Here is an 18,304-nt window from a genome sequence, read left to right as displayed (position 1 = left end):
CTCAAATAAAGTCAGTCGGCCGGATGGATAGAGGCGCCGCCGGCGCGCGCGGCAAATCTCAGCGCGCCCCGTACAGCTCCTTGAGCACGCGCGTCGGCCGTCCGGCGAACAGCGCGGACAGATTGGCCATGCGCGGATTCGCCAGATCGCGGATCGCAGCGTCGTCGGCGAGGATCTGGCGGATCAGCGCGTATTTGCGCAGACGCTCCGATTCGTCGAGCTTCACCCCTGTTTCGGCGTCTTTCAACCCGTCCACCAGATGGCGGTATTCGTCTTGCAGGTGGACCAGATCGTTCCACAGTGCGCGCCGGGCAGCCATCAGCATGCGGCAGGAAATCGCTGCAATCGCCTCATAACGGGCGAAGTATTCTGCGTTCGATGTCATCTCATGCTTTCCGCGGCGGGCTGGGCTGCCATCCGCGCGATCTCCGGGGCAATCCCGATCCATGCCTCTTCGAGTGTGGCCAGAAGACCATCCACCTCGACCAGCATCGCCTCGCTTTGTTTTATGTTGGCTTCGAGCAACCGGCGCGACATATAGCTATATAGCGCGTTCAACCGCTCCGCAATCTCACCGCCCGCTTCGAGGTTGAGCGACTGCTGCAGCCCGCTTTCGACGATCTGAATCGCCTTGCCGATCGCATCTCCGCGCGCCGGCACATTGCCCTGCTGCAGGTGCATGCGCGCTTGCGCGATCGCCTGCCGGGCGCCCTGATACAACATCACGATCAGACGATGCGGACTCGCGCCCATCACCCCTGTCTCGACGCCGACGCGTGCGTACGCATTGGCTCCAGAGTGTCCTGGGGAAAACATCGGCGCTCCTCCTCTCTTGCACTGCGGTTGGTCGTGGCACCCCATCCGGGCACGTTGCCGCACCCCGATCTCTGCCTGTACCTGGTTATCGGATAGGCAGCGGGAAAGCTTTAGGCCAGCGTAAGGAGGATTAAGGGGCCAGATGGCGTGGCCCTCGTGGGCCACACGGCGCGCACGCGTTCGGGCGGGCGGAACAGCCTTGCCGCCCGAGCTGCGTTCACACCGACATCTGCATGATGTCGTTATAGGCGGACACCAGCTTGTTGCGCACCTGCAGGCCGAACTGGAAGCCCACGTTGGCCTTTTGCATATCGACCATCACGTCGTTCAGCGACACGTTCGACGAACCGAGTTCGAACGCCTGCGATTCGCCGACCGCCTTGGTCTGATCGCCGCTGATCTTGTCCAGCGAAGCTTTCAGCGCCGAGGCAAAACCGGTGGGCGTAGCCGCGCCGGACGTGTCGGCCGCGGCATTACTGCCGCCGGCCGCCTGCGCCGCCATCGACTGAATCTGTTGCAGCGCCGACGAAAGCGCGTTCACGGGGAAAGTCATGTTTTCTCCAGAGAAGGACGACCGGTATGCCAAACCGTACCGATCTGGACGAAAGCATAGCAGCGGGCCATACGGGAAAGCCCCGAAACTAGGGGGGAAACCCGGCTCTATTCAAGCAATCGGGTTGAGCCGCGCTGCGGATAATTTCGATGGTGAAAGTCTCTGTCCGTGCGCCCGCCGATCCTCGGTGCGGCAGCGGGCAGAACGCAAAAGGCATCCCGGAGAAACCCGACGCATGGATTCGTCAGCCAACTCTTTGATCAACCCCGACGCCCGCATGGGCCTCGCCGGCGCGCAGCCAGGCGTCGGTGCGGCCGGTGCCGGCCAGGCCGGTGGAGCAGCAGACCTCGGCGGCCTGGGGAGCAACCTCGGCGGCAACTTCGGTCAGCGCCTGTCCGGCCTCGCGCAAATGCGCGGCAACCCGCGCGCTCCGCTGATTTTCGCGGTGGCGCTGCTGGTCGCCGTGGTGGCGGGGCTGTTCCTGTGGTCGCGGGCGCCGGACTACAAGGTGCTCTACAGCAACCTGTCGGACCGCGACGGCGGCGCCATCATCACCGCGCTCCAGGCAGCCAACATTCCCTATAAATTCTCCGACGCCGGTGGCGCGATCCTCGTGCCGGCCGAACAGGTGCACGAAATGCGTCTGCGCCTCGCGTCGCAGGGCTTGCCCAAGAGCGGCTCGGTCGGCTTCGAGCTGATGGACAACCAGAAGTTCGGCATCAGCCAGTTCGCCGAACAGATCAACTATCAGCGTGCACTGGAAGGCGAACTGGAGCGCACGGTCGAGTCGATTTCGTCGGTGAAGTCGGCGCGCGTGCATCTGGCGATTCCGAAGCCGTCCGTGTTCGTACGCGACAAGGAAGCGCCGTCCGCCTCCGTGCTGGTCAACCTCTACCCGGGCCGCGCGCTCGACGAAGGCCAGGTGCTGGCGATCACCCATATGGTGTCGTCGGCGGTGCCGGATATGCCGGTGAAGGGCGTGACCATCCTCGACCAGGACGGCAATCTGCTGACGCAGCCGTCCACCGGTAGCGGACTCGACGCCTCGCAACTGAAGTACCGCCAGCAGATCGAGCGCAGCACCCAGCAGCGCATCGACGCCATCCTCGCGCCGCTGTTCGGCTCGGGCAACGCGCACTCGCAGGTCAGCGCCGATATCGACTTCTCGCATAGCGAGCAGACCTCGGAAAACTACGGCCCGAACGGCACCCCGCAACAGGCGGCGATCCGCAGCCAGCAATCGAGCAGCGCCACCGAAATGTCGCAAGGCGGCGCCTCGGGCGTGCCGGGCGCGCTGTCGAACCAGCCGCCGCAACCGGCTTCGGCGCCGATCAACGCTCCGAACGGCGCGAGCGGCGTGACGACCACGCCGGTCAGCGACCGCAAGGACTCGACCACCAACTACGAACTCGACAAGACGGTGCGCCATCTCGAACAGCCGATGGGCGGCATCAAGCGCCTGTCGGTGGCGGTGGTGGTGAACTACCTGCGCGTGGTCGACGGCAAGGGTCACGCCACCATGCAGCCGGTCACCGCCGACAAGCTCGCGCAGGTCAACCAGCTGGTGAAGGACGCGATGGGTTTCGACCAGGCGCGCGGCGACTCGGTCAACGTGGTCAACAGCCCGTTCACCACCGAAGTCGATCCGAACGCCGACCTGCCGTGGTGGCGCACGCCGGACATGATCGCGCTCGCCAAGCAGATCGCTACTTACCTCGGCATCGGCGCGGTCGCCCTGTTCCTCTACCTCGTGATGGTGAAGCCGGCGCTGCGCCGCGCTTTCCCGCCGCCGGAGTCGGCCGCCGCCGCGGCGCTGCCCTCGCCGGACGAGCCGATCCTGCTGGACGGCATTCCCGCCGCCGAGCGCGCGGGCGCGAACACGGTCGCCGAACTGGAAACCGACAGCGAACTGCTCGCCCTCGAAAGCTCCAAGCACAAATACGAACGGAACCTGGAATTCGCGCGCAACATCGCGCGCCAGGATCCGAAGATCGTTGCAACCGTCGTGAAAAATTGGGTGTCCGATGAGCGCTGAAGGCGTAATGAAGAGCGCGCTCCTGCTGATGTCGATCGGCGAGGAAGAAGCCGCGCAGGTGTTCAAGTTCCTCGGGCCGCGCGAAGTCCAGAAGATCGGCGTCGCGATGGCCGCACTGAAGAGCGTGACCCGCGAGCAGGTCGACGAAGTCCTGCAGGAGTTCGTGCGTGAGGCCGAGCAGCACACCGGCATGTCGCTGGATTCGAACGAGTACATCCGTTCCGTGCTGACCAAGGCGCTCGGCGACGACAAGGCCGGCGCGATCATCGACCGGATTCTGCAGGGCAGCGATACGAGCGGTATCGAAGGCCTGAAGTGGATGGATTCCGCAGCGGTCGCCGAACTCATCAAGAACGAGCATCCGCAGATCATCGCGACCATCCTCGTTCACCTGGACCGCGATCAGGCGTCGGAAATCGTCGCCTGCTTCACGGAACGGCTGCGCAACGACGTGCTGCTGCGCATCGCGACGCTCGACGGCATCCAGCCGGCCGCGCTGCGCGAACTCGACGACGTGCTGACGGGCCTCCTGTCCGGCAGCGACAACCTCAAGCGCAGCCCGATGGGCGGCATCCGCACGGCGGCCGAAATTCTCAACTTCATGTCGAGCAACCATGAAGAAGGCGTCATCGAGAATGTTCGCCAATACGATGCGGAACTCGCGCAGAAGATCATTGATCAGATGTTTGTGTTCGAGAACCTGCTCGATCTGGAAGACCGCGCGATTCAGCTGTTGCTGAAGGAAGTCGAGTCCGAAGCGTTGATCATCTCGCTGAAGGGCGCGCCGCCCGCGCTGCGCCAGAAGTTCCTGTCGAACATGTCGCAGCGTGCCGCCGAACTGCTCGCCGAAGACCTCGACGCGCGCGGTCCGGTGCGCGTCTCCGAAGTCGAGACGCAGCAGCGCCGCATCCTGCAGATCGTGCGCAACCTGGCCGAAGGCGGCCAGATCGTTCTAGGCGGCAAGGCCGAAGATGCATATGTCTGATCAGAACTCCGCGGCGAAGGAAAGCCTCTCGGCCTACCAGCGCTGGGAGATGGCCTCGTTCGATCCGGTGCCGCCGGCGCCGCCCGAACCCGAAGTCGACGACGGCGCTTTCGAAGCCGAACTCGAACGTCTGCGCGACGCCGCTCATGCACAGGGCATCGCGTCCGGCCACGTGGCCGGCCAGGCGCTCGGTTATCAGGCCGGTTACGACCAAGGCCATGCGCAGGGTTTCGAGCAAGGCCAGAGCGAAGCGCGCGAAGAAGCCGCGCGGCTCGCCGCGCTGGCTGAAACCTTCAAGGCCGCGCTCGATGGCGCGCAAGGCGCGATCTCCGAGACGCTCGTCGCACTCGCGCTCGACATCGCGCAGCAGGTGGTGCGCCAGCACGTGCAGCACGACCCGACTGCGCTGATCGCCGCCGCGCGCGAGGTGCTGGCCGCCGAGCCCACGCTGGTCGGCGCGCCGGCTTTGATCGTGAGTCCCGCCGATCTGCCGGTCGTCGAAGCCTATCTGATGGAAGAATTGCAGACGCGCGGCTGGACCGTGCGCACCGATCCGGCGGTGGAACGCGGCGGCTGCCGCGCGCAAGCCGGCACCGGCGAAGTGGACGCCGGCATCGACACGCGCTGGGAGCGTGTGGCTGCCGCACTCGGCAAGGTGAGCACATGGTGAAGCCGACGCTCGAAGAGATCCGCGCCAGCGACCTGACGCCGCTCGAACGCGAACTGGCGCTGGCGTCGTTCGGCGCCGAGGCGCTCGCGGAGGTACCAGCTGCGGTGACACCCGCCGCGGCCGCGGTCGCGGCGATCGAAGCTGCCTTGCGCGATCCGGCGCATGCCCATCCGGCGACGGGCGCCGCCGCGAGCCGCGTTGCAGCGCCCGCGAGCCCCGCTTCCGCCGCTGTTGCCCACGCGCCGTACGATCCCGCGCTCGACAGCAATCCGCACATGCAAGCCTGGCGCGGCCGCCTCGACGCACTGCGCGCGCGCAATGCCATCGCCAAGCCGATGCGCGCCTGCGGACGTCTCACGCGCGCCGCTGGTCTCGTGCTCGAAGCCGTGGGCCTGCGCCTCTCCGTAGGCGCCGAAGTGATGATCGAACTGCCGCAAGGCAGTTCGCTGCCGATGGCCGAAGCCGAAGTGGTCGGCTTCTCCGGCGACAAACTGTTTCTGATGCCGACCACCGAAGTGATCGGCCTCCTGCCCGGCGCGCGCGTCTTTCCGCTCGAAAGCGCGCCGATCGCCGACCCCATGGCGGGCGCAAAGCGCCTGCCGGTCGGCTGGGAATTGCTCGGCCGCGTGCTGGACGCCTCCGGCCGTCCGCTCGACGGACTCGGTCCGCTCGGCACGCATGCCGACGCCCCGCTGTCCTCGCCGGTGATCAATCCGCTGAACCGCGAGCCGATCCACAAGGTGCTCGACGTCGGCGTGCGCGCGATCAACGCGCTCTTGACCGTCGGCCGTGGCCAGCGCATGGGATTGTTCGCCGGTTCGGGCGTCGGTAAGTCGGTGCTGCTCGGCACGATGGCGCGCTACACCAGCGCCGAAGTGATCGTGATCGGCCTGATCGGCGAACGCGGCCGCGAAGTGAAGGAATTCATCGAGCAGATTCTCGGCGAGGAAGGCTTGGCGCGCTCCGTGGTGATCGCCGCGCCGGCCGACGTCTCGCCGCTTCTGCGTATGCAGGCCGCATCGTATTCGACGTCGCTCGCTGAATATTTCCGCGACCAGGGCAAGCACGTGCTGCTGCTGATGGACTCGCTGACCCGTTACGCGATGGCGCAGCGCGAGATCGCGCTGGCCGTGGGCGAGCCGCCCGCCACCAAGGGCTATCCGCCTTCGGTGTTCGCCAAGCTGCCGGCGCTCGTCGAGCGGACCGGCAACGGCCCCGCGGGCGGCGGCTCGATCACCGCGTTCTACACGGTGCTGACCGAGGGCGACGACCAGCAGGATCCGATCGCCGACTCGGCGCGGGCGATTCTGGACGGCCACATCGTGCTGTCGCGCTCGCTGGCTGAAGCCGGCCACTATCCCGCGATCGACATCGAAGCGTCGATTAGCCGGGCAATGACCGCGCTGATCGACGATAACCATCTGGACAAGACGCGTATGTTCAAGCAGATGCTGTCGCGCTATCAGCGCAACCGCGATCTGATCAACGTCGGCGCGTATTCGAGCGGGCGCGACGCGCTGCTCGACCGCGCGATTGCGCTGTATCCGCGAATGGAAGCATTTTTGCAGCAAGGTTTTCGCGAGTGCGCGAACTTTGAACCGAGTCTCGAGATGCTGGACGCGCTGTTTGCCCAAGGAGGCTGACGATGGCGAAACACTTTCCGATCAAGACCCTCATCGGCCTCGCCCAGGACGATGTGGACGCCGCCGCGCAACGTCTGGGCCGCGCGCAGCGCGAGCGCAACGACGTGCAGTCGCAGCTCGACGCCCTCGTGCAGTACCGCGACGAATACCACGCACGCTTCACCGCGACGGCCCAGACGGGCATGCCCGCAGGGAACATGCGCAATTTCCAGGCATTCATCGACACACTCGACTCCGCCATTGAACAGCAGCGCAACCTGCTGGTGACGGCCAACGCGCGCGTCGAGGCCGCCAAACCCGATTGGCAGCGTCAGAAGCAGAAGCTCGGTTCGTACGAAGTGCTGCAGGCGCGCGGCGAGGCAGCCGAAGCCAAGACCACGGCGCGGCGCGATCAGCGCGACGCCGACGAACACGCCGCCCGGATTCTGAGGATGCGCGCAGAAGGCGCATGACGCGCATGAGCGCCACCTCGATTGACTGAACACCGTTTGACCGATTGACAGGATTCCCTATGTCGCTTCTTTCACAGATCGGCTCGCTGCTCGGCTCCGCCAGCAGCACGTCAACCAGCGCGGCCATCGCCGCTGCGGCGAACGCCAAACCGTTCTCGCAAACCCTGCAGCAGAGCATCGACCAGCAGAACAGCGCGGCTGCGCTGAGCGCGAGCCAGCAGCAGGCTGCGGCTGCGGCGTCGTCAGGCTCATCGTCGTCTTCGTCGAGCGTGCACGACGCGCCGCCGCCGGCCGATCCCGCACCGAAAAGCGCGGACGACGCGAGCAACAGCAAGGACACCAGCAAGCCGACGAGCTCGGCTTCGTCAACGGCTTCGTCGGGCGATACGCAACAGGCTTCGACCGACAAGACGAACGCCACGCCGGCGAAAACCGGCAACACGGCGAACCAGACCGACGCGGGCACCGCGGCGGCCGCCGCTGCCGCTCAGGCCCAGGCACAAGCTCAGGCCGACGCGAACAGCGCCAATACGCCGACAACCGCCGACCCCGCAGCAGCCTTGACCGATGCCGCGACCACGCTACCGGGCACGGCCACGGACGCCACGGCCGGCGGCACGCCGGGCAAGAAATCCGCCGCCACCGATCCGAAGTCACTGCAAGACGCGCTGCAGGCAGCGTTGGCCGCATTGGCGAACGGCCAGGGCGTTCCCGCGCAAGCACTGGCGAGCGGCGCAGCCGCAAGCGCCGCGACCTCGGCAAACGGCCTGGCTGGTACGAACACTGGGCTGAATGGCGCCACCGACGGCAAGAACCTGGCGGCTGGCCTGTTCGGCGACGGCAAGGGATCGACCGCATCGAAAGCCGCGATGACGACGGCGGCGACGACCGTGGCCGACCCATCGGCGGCCGCAAAAGCGGCGGCTGACGCAATGACGGCGACGGCAGCCGGAGGCACGCAAGCCGACGATCTCGCCTCTTTCAAGAGCGCGACGGATGCAGCAACAGCGGCGCTAGCCGCTTCGCAAGCCTCGGCGAGCGCAGCGAGCACGACGGCAGCCGTCCAGACCACTGGCAACGCCGGCGCGGCGGAAGCGGCGAACGCGCTGTCACCGCAGGTCGGCACGACTGACTGGGAAGACGCGTTGAGCCAGAAGGTGGTGTTCCTGTCGAACGCACATTCGCAGAGCGCCGAGCTCACCTTGAACCCGAAGGATCTGGGGCCGCTACAGGTTGTCTTGCAGGTTGCCGATAACCATGCACATGCGTTGTTCGTGTCGCAGCACCAGTCCGTGCGCGAAGCCGTCGAAGCAGCGCTGCCGAAGCTGCGCGAGGCGATGGAATCCAACGGCATCGGCTTGGGGAGCGCGAGCGTCAGCGACGGCTTTGCGCGCCAGAGCGGCCAACAGCAAAGCGCCGACTCCGGCCGTTCCGGCGGCCGCTCGAGCGGGAGCGGATCGTTTGGCGGCAATAGCGGCACAGACGCGATCGACACGGCGGTCAACGTACCCGTGCGCCGCACGGTAGGCCTGGTCGACACATTCGCTTGAGATTGATGCCTTGAGCGCCGGCATTCGCCGTGCGCCAAAGCATTTGCCGAACATTGATTTTGCAGACAGTTGATCCGCGGCGCCCACCAAAGGGCGCCGATTTGCGTCGGGCGGTTAAGTGAAGTACCGCCACGGCGCGCGCAGCGTCGCCGGAAGAATGAGCGCCTTGTCACTCACGCGGAATGCGCGAGAACACTGATTCCAGATGGACCACTACTGCGACTGCGCGAGGGGCCTCCTTATGAGCTGGCGGTGTGAAGCGGCTTTCTTTGCCTACTTTCTTTGCCGCGGCAAAGAAAGTAGGTGCCGCCCCGCACAGGGGCAACGCCAATAGACCACAGCGACCTCAAGGAAAGGCCAACACCCCAAAGCGGACCAAAAGAAAAGCCCAACAAAAAAGCAAAAACCAGAGATAACCCTCAATCCCCCTTCTTTTCGACCCATCGCGCCGCAGGCAAATCAACAACAATCACCATCACCAGCACTAAAGGCAAGCAAAGCAAACCTCATGGCAACCACAACCGCACCCCAGCAAGCCGCGCCCGCCTCTCCGGGCCCGATGAAGCGCATCATCCTGATCGTCCTCATAGCGATCATTGCCGCGGGCGCAGCCGGCGCAGGCGTGTGGTTCTTCATGTCGAAGCGCGCCCCCGCCGCCGCATCGGCTGAAACCGCCAGCGCGCCAGCGCCACTCGCCGCGCCGCTGTTCTTCCCGCTCGAATCCATGACCGTGAATCTGCAATCAGACGACGGCCAGCAGCATTTCCTGCGCATCGGCCTGACGCTAAAACTCACCGACGCCAAGACCCAGCAAGAGCTGACAGACCACATGCCCGAAGTGCGCAGCCACATCCTGCTCGCACTCTCGAACAAGCACCCTGACGAACTCGCGCCGCTCGAAGGCAAGCGCGCGCTCGCCACGGAATTGCGCACGCTGATCGAGCAGCCGACCGACAAGGGCGCCGCGCCGATCCATGTCCAGGACGTGCTGTTCACCGAATTCGTCGTGCAGTGACGCCGGTCGTGACGTTAATCAGCGCTGCCATCATCAACCGCCACGGGACGCACGAGGAATAAGGAATGGGCCACGAAGAGTTCATGTCCCAGGAGGAGGTCGATGCCCTCCTCAAGGGCGTAACCGGTGAAACCGACTCGGAAGCCGAGCAAAGCGACCGTGCGGGCGTACGGCCTTACAACATCGCGACGCAGGAACGCATCGTCCGCGGCCGGATGCCCGGCCTTGAAATCATCAACGACCGGTTCGCGCGCCTGTTGCGCGTCGGCATTTTCAACTTCATGCGGCGCTCGGCGGAAATCTCCGTCGGTCCGGTGAAGGTGCAGAAGTACAGCGAATTCACCCGCAACCTGCCGATCCCGACCAACCTGAACCTGGTCCACGTGAAGCCGCTGCGCGGCACGTCGCTGTTCGTGTTCGATCCGAACCTCGTGTTCTTCGTGGTCGACAACCTGTTCGGCGGCGACGGGCGTTTCCATACCCGCGTCGAAGGCCGCGATTTCACGCAGACCGAGCAGCGCATCATCAACAAGCTGCTGAACCTGGTGTTCGACAACTACACGGCCTCGTGGAAGAGCGTGCGTCCGCTGCAGTTCGAATATGTGCGCTCGGAAATGCACACGCAATTCGCCAACGTGGCGACGCCTAACGAAATCGTCATCGTCACGCAGTTCTCGATCGAGTTCGGCACGACCGGCGGCACGCTGCACATCTGCATGCCGTACTCGATGATCGAACCGATCCGCGACATCCTCTCATCGCCGATCCAGGGCGAGGCGCTCGAAGTCGACCGCCGCTGGGTCCGCGTGCTGTCGCAGCAGGTGCAGGCAGCGGAAGTGGAACTGACCGCCGACCTGGCTCAGGTGCCGGTCACGTTCGAACAGATCCTGAACATGCGCAAGGGCGATGTTTTGCCGATCAACATCCCCGAACACATCACGGCGAAAGTCGACGGCGTGCCGGTGATGGAATGCGGCTACGGAATTTTCAATGGTCAGTATGCGTTGCGGGTCCAGAAGATGATCAGCGCAGCCGAAACGATGAAGGAAGGTGGATATGAGTGACCTGAACGCAAAAACTGAGGCCGAACTGGCCGCTGGCGAGCCGCAATTTGCCGCCGACGCAGCCGCAGCCGAAGACGACGCGGCCATGGCGGACTGGGCCAGCGCGCTGGCCGAGCAGAACGACAATACGGAAGTCAGCGCAACGACGGCGGGCGTGTTCCAGCCGCTGTCGAAAGTCGAGCCGACCTCGACGCGCAACGACATCGACATGATCCTGGACATTCCTGTTCAGATGACCGTCGAGCTCGGCCGCACCAAGATCGCGATCCGCAATCTGCTGCAACTCGCGCAGGGTTCGGTGGTGGAACTGGACGGCATGGCCGGCGAACCGATGGACGTGCTGGTCAACGGCTGTCTGATCGCGCAGGGCGAAGTGGTGGTGGTGAACGACAAGTTCGGTATCCGTCTGACTGACATCATCACGCCGTCCGAACGTATCCGGAAGTTGAATCGATGAAACGCGTTGCCGGTCGCGCCGTGTTGCGCACTGTTCTGAATCGCGCTGCACAGGCCGCGAACGTCGTGGCGGCGCTATGCGCCCCGGCGTCGATCTTCGCGCTGCTCGCACCGTCGGCCGCTCACGCGGCGGACATGAACGCGGTCAACAACGCCGCGAAAATCGCCTCGGGCGTCGGCGCGGGCACGGCTGTTCCGGCGCTCGGCGTCGGCGCGGTATTGCAAACCATCGTCGGCCTGCTGGTCGTGATCGGTCTGGTGTTCGGTTGCGCATGGCTCGCTCGCCGCTTCGGCTTGCAGCCGGCAAACCGCGGCGGTCTCGTGAAGACGGTCGGCGGCGCCTCGCTCGGCGGCAAGGAACGGGTCGCGGTGGTCGAGATCGGCGATACGTGGCTCGTGCTCGGCACGGCGCCCGGCAATGTCCGTCTGCTTCATACGATGCCGGCCGGTTCGGCCGCCATCGATCCGCTCGGCGCCACGCAGCCCGGTCCGGCAAGCACGCGGGCGACGGGCACGGCACTCCCAGGCACCTTCGGCCGACGCTTTCGCGACGCTTTGAAAGGCGAAGTGGGCAAACGTTTCAACGGGCAAGGCGGCGGGGTTCGGTAATGCAGTTCAGTCTTACTTCGGCGCGTCACGCGCAATCCGCTCGCATGTCCAGCACCTCCTCGAAAGTGATTTCAGCCGCGCGCCGCGTTGCGCCTGTCGCGTTGCCGGCGCTGATGCTCGTGCTGCCGACATTGTCGTTCGCGCAAACCGCCGGCTTGCCGGCCTTCAACACGAGCCCCGGCCCGAACGGCGGCACGACCTACTCGCTGAGCGTGCAGACGATGCTGCTGCTCACGATGCTGTCGTTCCTGCCGGCGATGGTGCTGATGATGACGAGCTTCACGCGCATCATCATCGTGCTCTCGCTGCTGCGCCAGGCGCTCGGCACGACCACGACGCCGCCTAACCAGGTGCTCGTCGGACTCGCGCTGTTCCTCACGTTGTTCGTCATGTCGCCGGTGCTCGACAAGGCCTACACTGACGGTTACAAACCGTTCTCCGACGGCACGATTCCGATGGAGACCGCGGTGAACCGCGGCCTCGCCCCGTTCAAGACGTTCATGCTGCGCCAGACCCGCGAAAGCGACCTCGCGTTGTTCGCCCGCATCTCGCACGCCGCGCCGATGCAAGGTCCGGAAGACGTGCCGCTGTCGCTGCTGGTGCCCTCGTTCGTGACGAGTGAGCTGAAAACCGGCTTCCAGATCGGCTTCACGATTTTCATCCCGTTCCTCATCATCGACATGGTGGTGGCGAGCGTGCTGATGTCGATGGGTATGATGATGGTGTCACCCGCGACCATTTCGCTGCCGTTCAAGCTGATGCTGTTCGTGCTGGTCGACGGCTGGCAATTGCTGCTCGGCTCGCTTGCACAGAGCTTCGTTTAACCGCGCTTTTTAACCGCGCCCGCGCCCTTCACGCTTCCGATCCCATCGCCATGAATCAAGAATCCGTCATGACGCTCGCGCACCAGGCCATGTATGTCGGCCTGCTGCTCGCCGCGCCGCTGCTGCTGGTCGCGCTGGTGGTCGGTCTGGTGGTGAGCCTGTTCCAGGCCGCCACGCAGATCAACGAAAGCACGCTGTCGTTCATTCCGAAACTGCTCGCGATCGCCGTCACGATGGTGGTCGCCGGCCCGTGGATGCTCACGACCATGCTCGACTATCTGCGCCAGACGCTCACCAACATTCCGACGCTCGTCAACTGAGCGCGGCGCCGGCTCTCACCTTCCCTTCCGACCCGCGATGTTCTCCGTCACCTATGCGCAACTGAACGCCTGGCTCACCGCGTTCCTGTGGCCGTTCGTGCGCATTCTCGCGCTGGTCGCCACCGCGCCGGTGCTCGGCAACCGCTCGCTGCCGATCCGCGTGAAGATCGGCCTCGCGGCATTCGTCACGATCATCGTCGCGCCCACGCTCGGCGCGCTGCCGCAAGTCACGGTGTTTTCCGCCGAAGGCGTGTGGATCATCGTCAACCAGTTCCTGATCGGCATCGCGCTCGGCATGACCATGCAGATCGTGTTTCAGGCGATCAGCGCGACGGGCGATTTCGTCGGTCTCGGCATGGGGCTCGGCTTCGCGACTTTCTTTGACTCGCAGGCAGCCAGTTCGAGCCAGGTGCTGTCGAGCTACATGAACACGATCGCCATGCTGGTGTTTCTGGTGATCGACGGCCATTTGCAGATGATCAGCGCGCTGCTCGCCACGTTTCAGTCGGTGCCGGTGTCGGCGAACATTCTCGGCGCGCCCGGCTGGCGCACGCTGGCGAACTTCGGCAGCACGGTGTTTTCGGCGGGCCTGCTGTTGTCGCTGCCGGTGGTCGCCGCGCTCCTCATCACCAATCTCTCGCTCGGCATACTGAACCGCGCCGCGCCGCAAATCGGCGTGTTCCAGATCGGCTTTCCGCTGACCATGCTGATCGGCATGCTGCTGCTTCAGTTGATGACCCCGAACATGATTCCGTTCTTCATACGGCTCTTCGACGTCGGCCTCGATCAGATGGGGCGCGTGGCGGCGGGGTTCAAATAGCACGCTTCGCTCGCCGGGCAGTGCAATGAAAAAAAGAAGGGCGGAACCGGCTCACACCGGCTTCCGCCCTTCCCCGTTTCAGACTGCTCGTGCTATCAGTTCAAGTACTGGAACAGCGAGATATTCTGAATCTTCGCGAACGCCTGCTGCGCCGCTTGCAGTGCGGCCTGCGTCATCGTGTACTTGCCGATCGTCTTGACCATGTCGGTCTGCGTCAGATCCGCGAGATTGCTCGACGTCTGCAGCGTGTTGGTCTGCGTGACCGTCTGCAATGCCTGCACTTCCTGCTCGCGGCCACCCACTGCTGCTTGCGCCGTCACGACGTTGTTCATCGTGTTCTCGAGCTGGGTCATGCTGGTGGTCAGCGCGCTCTGGAAGCTGGCCGTCGAAGCGCCGCCCGACACCGGCGTTTGCAACGTGGTGATCAACTGGCTCAGATTGGCGAACACGTCCATGCTGCCTTGCGTGGCCGGCGTCACCGTGAAGCTGTCGCCCGCGTTCGGCGCGCCGGTGATCGATACCGACTGGCCGCCGAGCGTGATCGCCGAACCGGCCGTGAACGCTTGCGGCGCGCTCGTGGTCACCGCGCCGGTCGCCGGATCGGTCTGGCTCACGGTATAGGTGGTCGCCGACGAGAAGTCGATCGAATACTTGTCCGCGTTGGTCGGATCGGTCGGGTTGTTCAGGCTCACCGTACTGATCACGCCCGTGCCGGTGTTGCCGGTTTTCGCGGCCGGCACGGAACTGGTGCCGATCGGCGCAACGCTGCCGAAGATCGCAATGCCGTTGTCGCCGGTCTGCACCACGTGCGAGTCGGTGATCTGCACGCCGGGCGTGCCGGTGTCGCCGGAATAGGTCACGACGCCGGCCGAATTCGTGGTGTACGGCTGCGCGCTGCTTTGATAACCGGCGAACAGGTAGTTGCCTTGCGGGTCGGTCGAATTGGCGAGCGTCATCAGCTGGCTGCGCAAGCTTTGCAGTTGCGTCGCGATTGAACCGCGGTCGCCATCGTTCAGCGAACCGTCGCCGGCACGCAGCACCAGCGTATGGATGGTTTGCAGCACCGTGTTGACGCTGCCGAGCGTGGTGTCTTCCTGCTGCAGCGAAGCCAGCGCGGTGCCTTGATTGGTCGTGTATTGCGACAGGGTCGTCGCCGTCGAGCTCAACTGCACGGCCTGCGCCGCGCCGAGCGGATTGTCCGATGGCGTGGAGAGGCTCACGCCGCTCGAAATCTCGGCATACAACTGCGACAACTGAGCTTGCTGATCGCTCATCGTCGCGACGTTCATGTTGAAGTACTGCGTGCTGGAGATGCGCATTGTCAACGCCTCACTGGAAGATGCCGAGTATCGTCTGGAACAGGGTTTGCGCGGTCTGGATGACCTTGCTGTTTGCCTGATACAGCTGCTGATACTGAAGCAGGTTGGCTGCTTCTTCGTTGATGTTCACGCCGGAAACCGACTGCTGCGCGGTGGTGATCTGCGTCACCAGCGAGCTTTGCGCGGTGCTCGACGTCTGAATCTGATTGGTCTGGTTGCCGATATTGTTGACGTAGTTCGCATACGCGCCCGTCAGCGTGACCGTGCCGCCCGACAGCGATTTCGCAGTGGACAGATTCGACAGCGCCAGTGCGTTGCGGCCGTCGTTGTTCGCGCCGGTGTTCGGGCCGATGGTGAACTTGTCGCCGGCCGCCGGTGCGCCGCTGATCGTCACCGAGACGTTGTTCATCTGGCCGGCGGTCGTGTTGTTGATCGTCAGCGAAGCGCCGGTGGCCGACGAATACGGCACCACGGTCGTCGCACTGGTGATCGAATACGTGGTAGCGGGGGAACCGGCCACCGTCACCGTCGAACCGACCGGGAAACCGGACAGGCCCGTGCCGTCGTACGACAGCGTGGTGGTCGAGTTCGGCATGGTGTAGCCGGCCGTCACCGTGCCCTGCGTGATCGTGCCGGTGCCGGTGTTGCTCGACGCGGCCGCGCCCAGCACGGGCGCGGCCGCGGCGATCGCCGATGCGTCGGTCGTGGCGGTCGCGAAGCTGTTCAGCGCGCCGCGGGTCGGCTCGACCGTGAACGAGTCGCCAGGATTCATCGTCCCGGTGGTCGAGAAATTCAGGCCGTTGATCGGCTGGCTCAGGTTGGTCGCCGAACCCACCACGCTGCCCGTCGAATTGTCGGTCAACGTATAGGTGGTGCCGTTGTAGGCGAGCGTGTAGTCGCCGGTGGTCGGTTGCGTGGGATTCGCGAACGACACGTTCAGCGACGCATTGCCGGTGTTCTGCGTATTCGCATAGACCGTCGGGCCGCCCACTGAGAACAGCGCGCCACCCTTGGCGCCGGCGAGCGTAATGCCCAGCCCGTTTTGCGCGTTGACCTGCGCGGAGAAGCTCACGGCGATCGCGCCGAGTTGCGCCTCGCCCGGATCGAGCGTCTGGCTGCGGAACGCGAGCAGGCCGCCGAGCGTGCCGCCGTCGATCTTGCTGTCGGGCAGGTTCTGCGGCGCGGCTGCCGGGTTCGCACCCGCTTGGCCGAGATACTGAACGGACAATTCGCTGGTGTCGCCGGTCGAAGGCGCCGTACCCAGGTTGTAGCTGTTGTTGGAGGACACCAGCGGCTGGCCGTTGCTCATGAAGACGCTGTAGCTGCCGTTGCTGTTCACGACGTTCACGCCGATCAGTTGCGACAGGTTGGACACGGCGAGATCGCGCTGATCCATCAGCTGGTTCGGCGGCTGGCCTTGCGTGCTGGCCTGGGCGATCTGACCGTTCAGTTGCGCGATCTGCTGCGTGTAGCTGTTGATCTGCGAAACGGTGTTGGTGAGCTGCGTGTTGACGCTCTGGCGCAGCGCGTCGTATTGCTGACCCGCGGCGTTGATCTGGTTCACCAGCGTCTGCGCGCCGCTCATCGCGGTCTGACGCGTAGCCAGGCTCGACGCGTTGTTCGAGACGTTCTGCAAGCCGGTGAAGTAGCCGGTGATCGCGCTTGCAATCCCGGCGGTCGGGCTGCCGATCAGGTTGTTCAGTTGCGAGATCAGCGTGTTGTACGTCGACAGCGCGCTGCCCGAGCTCTGCGCATTGTTCAGCTCAGTGGTCAGATACTGGCTGTACTGGCGCGTCACGGTCGTGGTCGAGACGCCTTGCGGCAGATAGCCCGAGCCCGTGTACTGGCCACCGCTTTCCGCATACACCGGCCTTTCGATGGTGTAGCCGGGCGTCGACGCGTTGCTGATGTTCTGGCCGGTCGTCGTGAGTCCCCACTGGGCTGCGTTCAGTCCACTGAGGCCGAGATTGATGAGATTGGACATGCGTCATCCTGAAGGGCGACACCGTACACATGCCGCCGCGTTACTTGAACATCTTGTTTAACGGCCTCAACAAGGAAAAATTGAGGTCATTCCGATGCGTGTTCGACGTTTGTTTCAACGTTTGCGAGGCTTGCCTGCCGGGCTTGTCACCCATCGCGCAGAGACGCGCGCCGGTACGGAAAACAGGTGACAAGGATGTGACGATGAGCCGGCAAGCGAACACGGTGCGCAAGCCACCCCTCTCACGCACCGCGGATCCAACATTTCAATCAGCGCACCAGCGAACGGCGCTTCATCTCGAGCTGCGTGATCAGACGTTGCAGCGTGTTTTCCGCGCTGCCCGGCAGCGTCAGAAAGCGGAAGCCGAGTTGGAACCGCTGCGTGCCGTTCGGCAACGCGGTGGAGCGATGCGACACGAGTTGCAGATCGAGCGAGAGCCGGCCAAGCGCGCCGAGCGACAGCTCGCAATCGAGCAGGCGCGTGCCCATCGGCAATTCGGCCACGCGTTCGTCCGAGGTGCGCATGCCGACGCCGCCGAGCGACAGGTCGTGCACTTCAAAGCGGAACGAATCCCCTTCGGGCAAACGGCCGGAGCATACGTACGGATCGAGAATCGGCGCATCGACGCGGAAGTACTCGCGGCGCTGCACGTAAAACAGCACCTCGGGGAAATCGGCCTCGAATGCGGGCAGTCCTTCGAAACGGGTCTCGCGCGGCGTGCCGGTGGCGAATTCGACACGCACGCCGTCCGGCTGCGCGTGGAACTGGCAGCGCGGCGCGCTCAGCAAGCCTTTGTTCTGATCGGACAACGCGCCCCAATCGAACGTGAAGCTGCGGCCGCGCACGTCGACGTCGAGTAGACGCGTGACGAGCTGTCCGCCTGCGTATTGAACGGTGAGGAAATCGCCGCGATTGACGAGATTGCGTAACTGGACGCCGATCTCCAGCGGATTGCGACGGCCGAAATCGTTGCCGCCTTCGTCGGTCGGAGCGTGCAGCTGGCCGTGTGTGTCGGTCTGGCCGTTCGACTGGGTAGTATCCATGGGCTTGCCGGTATGCATGTTCTTGCGGGCGCGTGCCAGGGCTCCTGCCGGGGCTTTCGCGCGGTCTTCATCGAAGCCGCAGCACGCGCATCCCAACCGGACATTACAACGCTTTCCGGTATTGGGTCTAACTGATTAGCGGCAGC

Annotated in this window: 19 protein-coding genes; 13 read left to right on the top strand and 6 right to left on the bottom strand. The window is 64.6% G+C overall.

The genetic code is table 11. From position 1 onward, the window contains the following. Nucleotides 1–58: 58 nt before the first annotated feature. The 3 genes from ACQKRQ_RS11895 to fliE form a co-directional block, all read right to left on the bottom strand. Nucleotides 59–385 carry a flagellar protein FliT gene (locus tag ACQKRQ_RS11895; protein ID WP_132376621.1) on the bottom strand — a complete coding sequence of 109 codons (327 nt, stop codon included), beginning with the start codon at nucleotides 383–385 and terminating at the stop codon, nucleotides 59–61. After that, nucleotides 382–816 (bottom strand): flagellar export chaperone FliS, encoded by a 435-nt coding sequence (fliS, locus tag ACQKRQ_RS11890; protein ID WP_132376620.1) that lies wholly within the window; start codon nucleotides 814–816, stop codon nucleotides 382–384. The genes ACQKRQ_RS11895 and fliS overlap by 4 nt, the downstream gene beginning before the upstream one ends. Before the next feature lie 217 nt (nucleotides 817–1,033). Further along, complete coding sequence (gene fliE, locus ACQKRQ_RS11885; RefSeq protein WP_132376619.1) at nucleotides 1,034–1,369, bottom strand: flagellar hook-basal body complex protein FliE; 336 nt, start codon at nucleotides 1,367–1,369, stop codon at nucleotides 1,034–1,036. A 235-nt stretch (nucleotides 1,370–1,604) separates the two neighbouring features. Here fliE and fliF point away from each other — a divergent pair, with 235 nt between their 5' ends. From fliF to fliR, 13 genes are all read left to right on the top strand, one after another. Further along, on the top strand, nucleotides 1,605–3,404 hold the full coding sequence (gene fliF, locus ACQKRQ_RS11880; protein ID WP_427477061.1) for a flagellar basal-body MS-ring/collar protein FliF: 1,800 nt from the start codon (nucleotides 1,605–1,607) through the stop codon (nucleotides 3,402–3,404). Continuing rightward, complete coding sequence (gene fliG, locus ACQKRQ_RS11875) at nucleotides 3,394–4,389, top strand: flagellar motor switch protein FliG (protein WP_007179928.1); 996 nt, start codon at nucleotides 3,394–3,396, stop codon at nucleotides 4,387–4,389. The genes fliF and fliG overlap by 11 nt, the downstream gene beginning before the upstream one ends. Continuing rightward, nucleotides 4,376–5,059: a flagellar assembly protein FliH gene (fliH, locus tag ACQKRQ_RS11870; protein ID WP_207915670.1), complete on the top strand. Its 684-nt coding sequence runs from the start codon at nucleotides 4,376–4,378 to the stop codon at nucleotides 5,057–5,059. The genes fliG and fliH overlap by 14 nt, the downstream gene beginning before the upstream one ends. Then, a complete protein-coding gene (gene fliI, locus ACQKRQ_RS11865) occupies nucleotides 5,053–6,702 on the top strand; it encodes a flagellar protein export ATPase FliI (RefSeq protein ID WP_427477058.1) in 1,650 nt (549 codons plus the stop codon). Before fliH ends, fliI begins: the two co-directional genes overlap by 7 nt. A 2-nt stretch (nucleotides 6,703–6,704) precedes the next feature. Next, nucleotides 6,705–7,154, top strand: a complete 450-nt coding sequence (fliJ, locus tag ACQKRQ_RS11860) for a flagellar export protein FliJ (protein ID WP_132376615.1) — start codon at nucleotides 6,705–6,707, stop codon at nucleotides 7,152–7,154. 59 nt (nucleotides 7,155–7,213) lie between these two features. After that, on the top strand, nucleotides 7,214–8,704 hold the full coding sequence (locus ACQKRQ_RS11855; protein WP_427477056.1) for a flagellar hook-length control protein FliK: 1,491 nt from the start codon (nucleotides 7,214–7,216) through the stop codon (nucleotides 8,702–8,704). Between the two features lie 508 nt (nucleotides 8,705–9,212). Further along, entirely contained in the window at nucleotides 9,213–9,719 is a 507-nt protein-coding gene (gene fliL, locus ACQKRQ_RS11850; RefSeq protein WP_132376613.1) for a flagellar basal body-associated protein FliL, read from the top strand. Between the two features lie 65 nt (nucleotides 9,720–9,784). After that, a complete protein-coding gene (gene fliM, locus ACQKRQ_RS11845) occupies nucleotides 9,785–10,783 on the top strand; it encodes a flagellar motor switch protein FliM (RefSeq protein WP_132376612.1) in 999 nt (332 codons plus the stop codon). Then, complete coding sequence (gene fliN, locus ACQKRQ_RS11840) at nucleotides 10,776–11,240, top strand: flagellar motor switch protein FliN (RefSeq protein ID WP_132376611.1); 465 nt, start codon at nucleotides 10,776–10,778, stop codon at nucleotides 11,238–11,240. Before fliM ends, fliN begins: the two co-directional genes overlap by 8 nt. Beyond that, nucleotides 11,237–11,848 carry a flagellar biosynthetic protein FliO gene (gene fliO / locus ACQKRQ_RS11835; RefSeq protein ID WP_427477053.1) on the top strand — a complete coding sequence of 204 codons (612 nt, stop codon included), beginning with the start codon at nucleotides 11,237–11,239 and terminating at the stop codon, nucleotides 11,846–11,848. Before fliN ends, fliO begins: the two co-directional genes overlap by 4 nt. Beyond that, nucleotides 11,848–12,672: a flagellar type III secretion system pore protein FliP gene (fliP, locus tag ACQKRQ_RS11830; RefSeq protein ID WP_427477051.1), complete on the top strand. Its 825-nt coding sequence runs from the start codon at nucleotides 11,848–11,850 to the stop codon at nucleotides 12,670–12,672. The genes fliO and fliP overlap by 1 nt, the downstream gene beginning before the upstream one ends. A 50-nt stretch (nucleotides 12,673–12,722) precedes the next feature. Next, nucleotides 12,723–12,992: a flagellar biosynthesis protein FliQ gene (gene fliQ / locus ACQKRQ_RS11825; RefSeq protein WP_106284814.1), complete on the top strand. Its 270-nt coding sequence runs from the start codon at nucleotides 12,723–12,725 to the stop codon at nucleotides 12,990–12,992. A 37-nt stretch (nucleotides 12,993–13,029) separates the two neighbouring features. Then, the gene (gene fliR, locus ACQKRQ_RS11820) at nucleotides 13,030–13,812 is read left to right on the top strand and encodes a flagellar biosynthetic protein FliR (RefSeq protein WP_132376609.1); all 783 of its coding nucleotides are present in this window, start codon (nucleotides 13,030–13,032) and stop codon (nucleotides 13,810–13,812) included. Nucleotides 13,813–13,907: 95 nt separating this feature from the next. Here the strand turns inward: fliR and flgL are convergent, their stop codons facing one another. From flgL to ACQKRQ_RS11805, 3 genes are all read right to left on the bottom strand, one after another. Then, entirely contained in the window at nucleotides 13,908–15,131 is a 1,224-nt protein-coding gene (gene flgL / locus ACQKRQ_RS11815) for a flagellar hook-associated protein FlgL (protein ID WP_132376608.1), read from the bottom strand. A gap of 10 nt (nucleotides 15,132–15,141) precedes the next feature. Then, on the bottom strand, nucleotides 15,142–17,115 hold the full coding sequence (gene flgK / locus ACQKRQ_RS11810; protein ID WP_427477048.1) for a flagellar hook-associated protein FlgK: 1,974 nt from the start codon (nucleotides 17,113–17,115) through the stop codon (nucleotides 15,142–15,144). 269 nt (nucleotides 17,116–17,384) lie between these two features. Then, nucleotides 17,385–18,158: a flagellar brake protein gene (locus ACQKRQ_RS11805; protein ID WP_427477046.1), complete on the bottom strand. Its 774-nt coding sequence runs from the start codon at nucleotides 18,156–18,158 to the stop codon at nucleotides 17,385–17,387. Nucleotides 18,159–18,304: the final 146 nt, after the last annotated feature.

It is taken from the genome of Paraburkholderia sp. NPDC080076 (assembly GCF_050281145.1).
In the GTDB taxonomy this organism is placed as follows: Bacteria; Pseudomonadota; Gammaproteobacteria; order Burkholderiales; family Burkholderiaceae; genus Paraburkholderia.
Note: the sequence above shows the minus strand (reverse complement) of the source record. Positions and strands in the feature narration are given on the sequence as shown.